1 pseudogene is annotated in these 270 nt (G+C 69.3%); it reads right to left on the reverse strand.

The features are described 5' to 3' along the window. Positions 1 to 270 (reverse strand): annotated as a pseudogene (gene tdh / locus SB719_RS20295) (L-threonine 3-dehydrogenase); the annotation flags it as partial.

Consider the following 270-nt stretch of genomic DNA (forward strand, 5'->3'; position numbering starts at 1 on the left):
ACTTCCGCTCCGGCGGCACGAGCGAAGAGGGCAACCAGAAGTCCGATCGTCGCCGCACCGAGTATCAGGACCCGGTCGCCCGGCGAAAGGTCGGCCCCCCACACCGAACGCAGCGCATTGCCGGCCGGTTCCACGAGGGCGCCGGCGGAATCGCTGACGGAGTCCGGAAGCGGGTGAAGGTAGGCGGCAGGGTAGGCGAGGTGCTCTGCCAGTGCGCCGGGCAGCCCTCCGCGGATGCCCAGTTCGAAGCGGTTCTTGCACACGTGGTGT

Source organism: Pantoea sp. SIMBA_079, assembly GCF_046940275.1.
Lineage (GTDB): Bacteria > Pseudomonadota > Gammaproteobacteria > Enterobacterales > Enterobacteriaceae > Pantoea > Pantoea borealis.